The sequence below is a fragment of the Mycolicibacterium septicum DSM 44393 genome (assembly GCF_000455325.1).
Classification (GTDB): Bacteria; Actinomycetota; Actinomycetes; order Mycobacteriales; family Mycobacteriaceae; genus Mycobacterium; species Mycobacterium septicum.
Genome location: NZ_HG322951.1, coordinates 2,840,883 through 2,847,239 on the forward strand (window position 1 = coordinate 2,840,883; position 6,357 = coordinate 2,847,239).

A 6,357-nucleotide genomic window follows, 5' to 3' on the forward strand; every position below is an offset into this window, starting at 1 on the left:
GAGCACACCGCCAGGGTGTCCGGTGTCGCCGCGGTCGCCGAGCGGATCGCCTACTGGGGTGAGCACCGCCATGACGTCGACCACGAGATCGACGGTCTGGTCGTCAAGGTCGACGAGGTGGCGCTGCAGCGCCGGCTCGGCGCGACCTCGCGCGCACCTCGCTGGGCGGTGGCCTACAAATACCCGCCGGAAGAGGCCACCACGAAGCTGCTCGACATCCGGGTGAGCGTGGGGCGGACCGGCCGGGTCACCCCGTTCGCCTACATGGAGCCGGTGAAGGTGGCCGGTTCCACCGTCGGCCTGGCCACGCTGCACAACGCGACCGAAGTTCAGCGCAAGGGGGTGTTGATCGGCGACACCGTGGTGATCCGCAAGGCCGGCGACGTCATCCCCGAGGTCCTCGGCCCGGTGGTCGACCTGCGCGCCGGGTCCGAGCATGCGTTCGTCATGCCGACCAACTGCCCCGAATGCGGCACGGTGCTGGCGCCGGCCAAGGAGGGCGACGCCGACATCCGCTGCCCGAATACCCGCAGTTGCCCGGCGCAGTTGCGGGAGAGGGTGTTTCACGTCGCAGGGCGCGGCGCCTTCGACATCGAGGGGCTCGGCTACGAGGCGGCGACCGCGCTGCTGCAGGCCGGGGTGATCGCCGACGAGGGCGATCTGTTCACCCTGACCGCCGACCAGTTGCTGCGCACCGAGCTGTTCACGACGAAGGCCGGCGAGCTGTCGGCCAACGGCAAGCGCCTGCTGGCCAATCTGGACAAGGCCAAGGCCCAGCCGCTGTGGCGGGTGCTGGTGGCGTTGTCGATCCGCCACGTGGGGCCCACCGCGGCGCGGGCGCTGGCCACCGAATTCGCCAGCCTGGACGCCATCGTCGCGGCGAGCGAGGAGCAGCTCGCCGCGGTGGAAGGGGTCGGCCCGACGATCGCCGCCGCCGTCATCGACTGGTTCAGCGTCGATTGGCACCGTGCGATCGTGGACAAATGGCGCGCCGCCGGGGTGCGGATGGCCGACGAGCGCGACGCGAGCATCGAGCGGACGCTGGAGGGCCTGTCGATCGTGGTGACCGGGTCCCTGCCCGGGTTCTCCCGCGATGAGGCCAAGGAGGCCATCATCAGCCGCGGCGGCAAGGCCGCCAGCTCGGTCTCCAAGAAGACCGCCTACGTGGTGGCCGGTGACGCGCCCGGATCCAAGTACGACAAGGCCGTGGAACTCGGTGTCCCGATCCTCGACGAGGACGGCTTCCGCACACTGCTCGCCGAAGGCCCCCAGGCCGAGCCGGACGGGGCAGAGCCCGAAGAGGGCTAGCCCGCAGGGCGTTTCAGCGCAGGATCGTGGCGACGATCCCGGCCAGATAACCCAGCCGGGCCACCTCGGAGGGCCGGAACCCCGGACCGCCGGGACGGCCCAGCACCACCGCGGTGTTCGGGTCGCCCAAGGGTGCGGCGGCCAGTGTGGTGTCCATGTCGCGCCACACCTGCGGCACCCAATCCTCGGTGCCGTCGAGGGCGGAGGCCTGCTGCAACGGCAACCACGGCGCCGACTTCGCCTGAGTCTCGGGAGCGCCGTGACTCCCGGCGATGCGCTCGACGCCGGTTGCGGTGGACCGGACCACGACACACCAGCTGACGCGCAGCACCCGGGGTGCTTCCTCGGCGAGCACCTTCAGCCGCGCGGCCTTCGAATGCGCTGCGGCGACATGGTCGATCAACTCGAGTTCGCGGTGTGCCTCCAGCAGCCCGGTATGGGGGCGGATGCTGTCGACGAAGACGCCGGACAGGTTCTCGGCGGCGGTGATCAAGGTGTCGGGCATGGAGCCCTGCGGCAGGTCGACGACCAGATCGTCGATCGCGTAGCCGGTGCCGCGCTCGACGACGTCGAGCGACAGGATGTCGGCACCGACCGAGCCGAGCGCCACGGCGAGCGAGCCGAGGCTGCCTGGTCGGTCCTCTAGCTGGACCCGCAGCAGATACGAAGGCACGCGCATCACCTTTGCACAGCGGGCGCAGCGAGGCATGCCGGTGACCCGCCCGAAGCGCTGCCGAAGGACTGCCGAGGCGAGGCCGGTTTGGTGGCTTGACTAGGCTGCTTTGTCGTGTCGAAGATCTCCCGAGACGAGGTAGCCCATCTGGCGCGTCTGGCGCGTCTGGCGCTGACCGACGACGAACTGGACAGTTACGCCGGCCAGCTGGATGCCATCCTCGGCCACGTCAGCCAGATCCAGTCCGTCGACGTCACCGGCGTGGAAGCGACGGACAACCCGCTCAAGGACGTCAACGTCAGCCGGCCTGACGTTGTCGAGCCGTGCCTGACGCAGGAGGAAGCGCTGGCCGCCGCACCGCGTGCCGAAGACGGGCGCTTCGCCGTGCCGCGGATTCTCGGAGAGGGTGAATGACGAGCATGAGTGAGCTGATCCGCAGCGATGCGGCGACCCTAGGTGCCCAGATCGCGGCCAAGGAGGTCTCCTCGACCGAGGTGACCCAGGCCCACCTGGACCAGATCGCGGAGACCGACGAACGCTTCAACGCCTTCCTGCACGTGGCAGCGGATTCCGCGCTGGAGACCGCGGCGCGGATCGACGCCGCCGTGGCCGCCGGTGAGACGCTGCCCTCGCCGCTGGCCGGGGTGCCGCTGGCACTCAAGGACGTCTTCACCGCCACCGACATGCCCACCACCGCGGGCTCGAAAATCCTTGAGGGATGGCGTGCGCCGTACGACGCGACCGTCACCGCGAAGCTGCGTGCCGCGGGTATCCCGATCCTGGGCAAGACGAACATGGACGAATTCGCCATGGGATCGTCGACCGAGAATTCGGCGTACGGCCCGACCCGCAACCCGTGGAACACCGAGCGGGTGCCGGGCGGATCGGGCGGCGGTAGCGCTGCGGCGCTGGCCGCCTATCAAGCCCCGCTGGCCATCGGCACCGACACCGGCGGGTCGATCCGTCAGCCTGCCGCGCTCACCGCGACCGTCGGCGTGAAGCCGACCTACGGCACGGTCTCGCGCTACGGCCTGATCGCCTGTGCGTCCTCACTGGATCAGGGCGGTCCGTGTGCCCGCACGGTGCTCGACACCGCACTGCTGCACCAGGTGATCGCCGGCCATGACCCGCGCGACTCGACCTCCGTCGATGCCCCGGTGCCCGACGTGGTCGGTGCCGCCCGGGCCGGTGCGGCAGGCGATCTCAAGGGTGTGCGGGTCGGCGTCGTCAAGCAGCTGCGCGGCGAGGGATACCAGCCCGGCGTGCTGGAGTCGTTCAACGCCGCTGTCGCCCAGCTGACCGCGCTCGGCGCCGAGGTCACCGAGGTGGACTGCCCGCACTTCGACCACGCGATGGATGCCTACTACCTGATCCTGCCGTCGGAGGTGTCGAGCAACCTGGCACGGTTCGACGCGATGCGATTCGGGCTGCGCGTCGGCGACGACGGCACGCACAGCGCCGAGGAGGTCATGGCGTTGACCCGGGCCGCCGGATTCGGGCCGGAGGTCAAGCGCCGGATCATGATCGGCACCTACGCGTTGTCGGCGGGCTACTACGACGCCTACTACAACCAGGCGCAGAAGGTGCGGACGCTGATCGCCCGCGACCTGGAGCAGGCCTACCAGAGCGTGGACGTGCTGGTGTCCCCGGCGACGCCGACGACAGCGTTCCGGCTGGGGGAGAAGGTCGACGATCCGCTGGCCATGTACCTGTTCGACCTGTGCACGCTGCCGCTGAACCTGGCCGGGCACTGCGGCATGTCGGTGCCGTCGGGTCTCTCGCCCGACGACGGCCTGCCGGTCGGACTGCAGATCATGGCGCCGGCCCTGGCCGACGACCGGCTGTACCGCGTCGGCGCGGCCTACGAGGCTGCCCGCGGCCCGCTGCCCAGCGCGTTGTAGGCGGCGCGCCCTTATGCCCGGCACGGTTGTGTCAGGCGGGGCAAGATGGTGCCCATGCGCATCGGAGTTCTCACCGGCGGCGGTGATTGTCCTGGCCTGAACGCGGTGATCCGGGCGGTGGTGCGTACCTGCGACCAGCGCTACGGCTCGTCGGTTGTCGGATTTCTCGACGGCTGGCGAGGCTTGTTGGAGGACCGCCGTATCCAATTGGCCAACGACGACCGCAACGATCGCCTGCTGGCCAAGGGCGGAACCATGTTGGGCACCGCGCGGGTCAACCCGGACAAGCTGCGGGCGGGTCTGGATCAGATCAAGCAGACCCTCGAAGACAACGGGATCGACGTGTTGATCCCGATCGGCGGTGAAGGGACGTTGACCGCCGCGCACTGGCTGTCCGAGGAGAATGTCCCGGTGGTCGGGGTGCCCAAGACCATCGACAACGACATCGACTGCACGGACGTGACTTTCGGTCACGACACGGCGCTGCAGGTGGCGACCGAGGCCATCGACCGGCTGCACAGCACCGCTGAATCGCATCAGCGCGTCATGCTGGTCGAGGTGATGGGCCGGCATGCCGGCTGGATCGCGCTGAATGCCGGCCTGGCCTCGGGCGCGCACATGACGCTGATTCCCGAGCAGCCCTTCGACGTCGAGGAAGTGTGCCGGCTGGTCAAGAAGCGCTTCCAGCACGGATCGTCACACTTCATCTGCGTGGTCGCCGAGGGCGCGAAGCCGGCAGAGGGCACCATGCAACTGCGTCAGGGCGGCATGGACGAGTTCGGGCACGAGAAATTCACCGGTGTGGCACAGCAATTGGCGCTCGAGGTGGAGAAGCGGATCAAGAAAGATGTGCGCGTCACGGTCCTCGGCCACGTCCAGCGGGGCGGTACCCCGACGGCCTACGACCGGGTGCTGGCCACCCGGTTCGGCGTGAACGCGGCCGACGCGGCCCATGCCGGCGAGTTCGGGATGATGGTGTCGTTGCAGGGGCAGGACATCGGCCGGGTTTCACTGGCCGATGCGACCCGCCACCTCAAACTGGTACCGCAGTCCCGTTACGACGACGCCGCCGAGTTCTTCGGCTGAGTTTCCTGCGCGAGCAGACGCATAGGTACCCGTTTTCAACGGGTTTCGGGTACACACGCGTCTGCTCGGCCAAACAATCAGGCGCTCTTGAGCGCTTCGCGGCGTAGCAGCTGCCACATGGACGGGGTGTCGACCGTCGTGGAAATGGTCACGGTCGCACCGGTTTCCGGTGATTCGGCCAGCTTCAGCAGGTAGTCGGCGAGATCGGTGCGCGAGGTGAACGCTCCCACCGGATCGCGCCGGCCGGCAATGTATTCGGTGACGTCGGGCAGGTCGAACAGGCCCGACGGCCGCACGATGGTCCAGTTCAGTCCACTGCCGGCGACGATGTCCTCCATCCGGCGCATGTCGGCGTAGAGGGTTCTGCCGAAGATGCGGCTGATCACCGGCTGGACCACGCGCAGCGCGAACGGCGTATCGGTGCGGCCCGGGTAGTCGGCGATCGCGGTGGAGCTCACGACGGCCAGCCGATCGACGCCGGTGGCACGCATCGCGGTGACGATGTTGCCCACGCCGACCGAGTACGTGTCGACCGGATCCATGGTGAAGGTGACGCCCAGGGTGGACAGCACCGCGTCGGCGCCGTCGATCACGGCCGTGACCGCTGCTGAGTCGCGCACGTCGGCTTCGGCCACCGTGAGCGCGGCGCCGGTGATCGGGAACTGCCCGGGGTGGCGGGTGACCGCCACGACGGAGTGGCCGGCGTCGAGCGCTCGGCGGGTGAGCAGACGTCCCGTCGCACCGTTGGCGCCGAAAATGACGATTCGCATGAGGGCCTCCCAATTAGTCACTAATAGTGACAATCACGCTATATGACAATCACTGTGAGTGCTAGTGTTCGATCCGTGGCTGAGGAACCGATCGGGGTGTCCGCGCTCGACCAGCGCATTCCCTTTCTGCTGTCCCAGCTCGGCGCGTATGTAGCCGAGGGGTTCAAGGCCAGGCTTGAGCCGCTGGGCCTGCATCCGCGGGCCACTGCGGTCCTGCTGGCGCTGGCCGCGGTCGACGGGCAGTCGCAGCGCGAGCTGTACGGGCGCCTCGGTCTTCATCGCAACGTCATGGTCACGCTGATCGACACGCTGGAAGCCGAAGGGCTCGTCGAACGTCGGCCGCACCCCGAGGACCGGCGCGCCTTCGCGGTGTCGCTGACCGAGCGGGCGCGCGAGCTGATCCCGGCGCTCGACGAGGCGGGTCGTGCGCTCGAGGACGAGGTGACCGCGTCGCTGTCCGATGAGGAACGCGCCGTGCTGAGGCACACGCTGCGGCGGTTGTCGGCCGCTGCGGGTCTGATCCCCGGCGTCCACCCCGGACTGGCCTGAAAAGGCGCCCAACTAGGATCGACACCATGTCTGTCGCTACCGCTGAACTCGTCGACTACGACGACGTCAT

General features: G+C 68.8%; 7 protein-coding genes. 5 read left to right on the forward strand and 2 right to left on the reverse strand.

Features of this window, described 5'->3' with window-relative positions; translation table 11 throughout:
• Window positions 1–1,308 (forward strand): NAD-dependent DNA ligase LigA (ligA, locus tag TX88_RS13375; protein WP_044517433.1); only part of this gene is annotated, 1,308 nt, incomplete at its 5' end.
• 13 nt (window positions 1,309–1,321) lie between these two features.
• Here the strand turns inward: ligA and TX88_RS13380 are convergent.
• On the reverse strand, window positions 1,322–1,990 hold the full coding sequence (locus TX88_RS13380; protein WP_209446979.1) for an ACT domain-containing protein: 669 nt from the start codon (window positions 1,988–1,990) through the stop codon (window positions 1,322–1,324).
• Window positions 1,991–2,095: 105 nt separating this feature from the next.
• Between TX88_RS13380 and gatC the strand changes: the two genes are divergently transcribed.
• The 3 genes from gatC to TX88_RS13395 are packed head-to-tail and all read left to right on the forward strand — an operon-like array spanning window position 2,096 to window position 4,968.
• Window positions 2,096–2,395 (forward strand): Asp-tRNA(Asn)/Glu-tRNA(Gln) amidotransferase subunit GatC, encoded by a 300-nt coding sequence (gene gatC / locus TX88_RS13385; RefSeq protein WP_044517434.1) that lies wholly within the window; start codon window positions 2,096–2,098, stop codon window positions 2,393–2,395.
• Between the two features lie 5 nt (window positions 2,396–2,400).
• Window positions 2,401–3,882: an Asp-tRNA(Asn)/Glu-tRNA(Gln) amidotransferase subunit GatA gene (gene gatA / locus TX88_RS13390; protein ID WP_044517435.1), complete on the forward strand. Its 1,482-nt coding sequence runs from the start codon at window positions 2,401–2,403 to the stop codon at window positions 3,880–3,882.
• A gap of 54 nt (window positions 3,883–3,936) precedes the next feature.
• Complete coding sequence (locus TX88_RS13395; RefSeq protein ID WP_019343140.1) at window positions 3,937–4,968, forward strand: ATP-dependent 6-phosphofructokinase; 1,032 nt, start codon at window positions 3,937–3,939, stop codon at window positions 4,966–4,968.
• Window positions 4,969–5,045: 77 nt separating this feature from the next.
• On the opposite strand, the gene TX88_RS13400 is transcribed toward TX88_RS13395, so the two are convergent.
• Complete coding sequence (locus TX88_RS13400) at window positions 5,046–5,738, reverse strand: NAD(P)-dependent oxidoreductase (RefSeq protein ID WP_044517436.1); 693 nt, start codon at window positions 5,736–5,738, stop codon at window positions 5,046–5,048.
• 75 nt (window positions 5,739–5,813) lie between these two features.
• Between TX88_RS13400 and TX88_RS13405 the strand changes: the two genes are divergently transcribed.
• Window positions 5,814–6,287 carry a MarR family winged helix-turn-helix transcriptional regulator gene (locus TX88_RS13405; RefSeq protein ID WP_244438420.1) on the forward strand — a complete coding sequence of 158 codons (474 nt, stop codon included), beginning with the start codon at window positions 5,814–5,816 and terminating at the stop codon, window positions 6,285–6,287.
• Window positions 6,288–6,357 lie beyond the last annotated feature (70 nt).

Bases quoted from the DNA above. Each gene is read 5' to 3' on its own strand.
- gatA (WP_044517435.1), top strand. From the start codon at position 2,401: ATGAGTGAGCTGATCCGCAGCGATGCGGCGACCCTAGGTGCCCAGATC.
- TX88_RS13395 (WP_019343140.1), top strand. From the start codon at position 3,937: ATGCGCATCGGAGTTCTCACCGGCGGCGGTGATTGTCCTGGCCTGAAC.
- TX88_RS13400 (WP_044517436.1), bottom strand. From the start codon at position 5,738: ATGCGAATCGTCATTTTCGGCGCCAACGGTGCGACGGGACGTCTGCTC.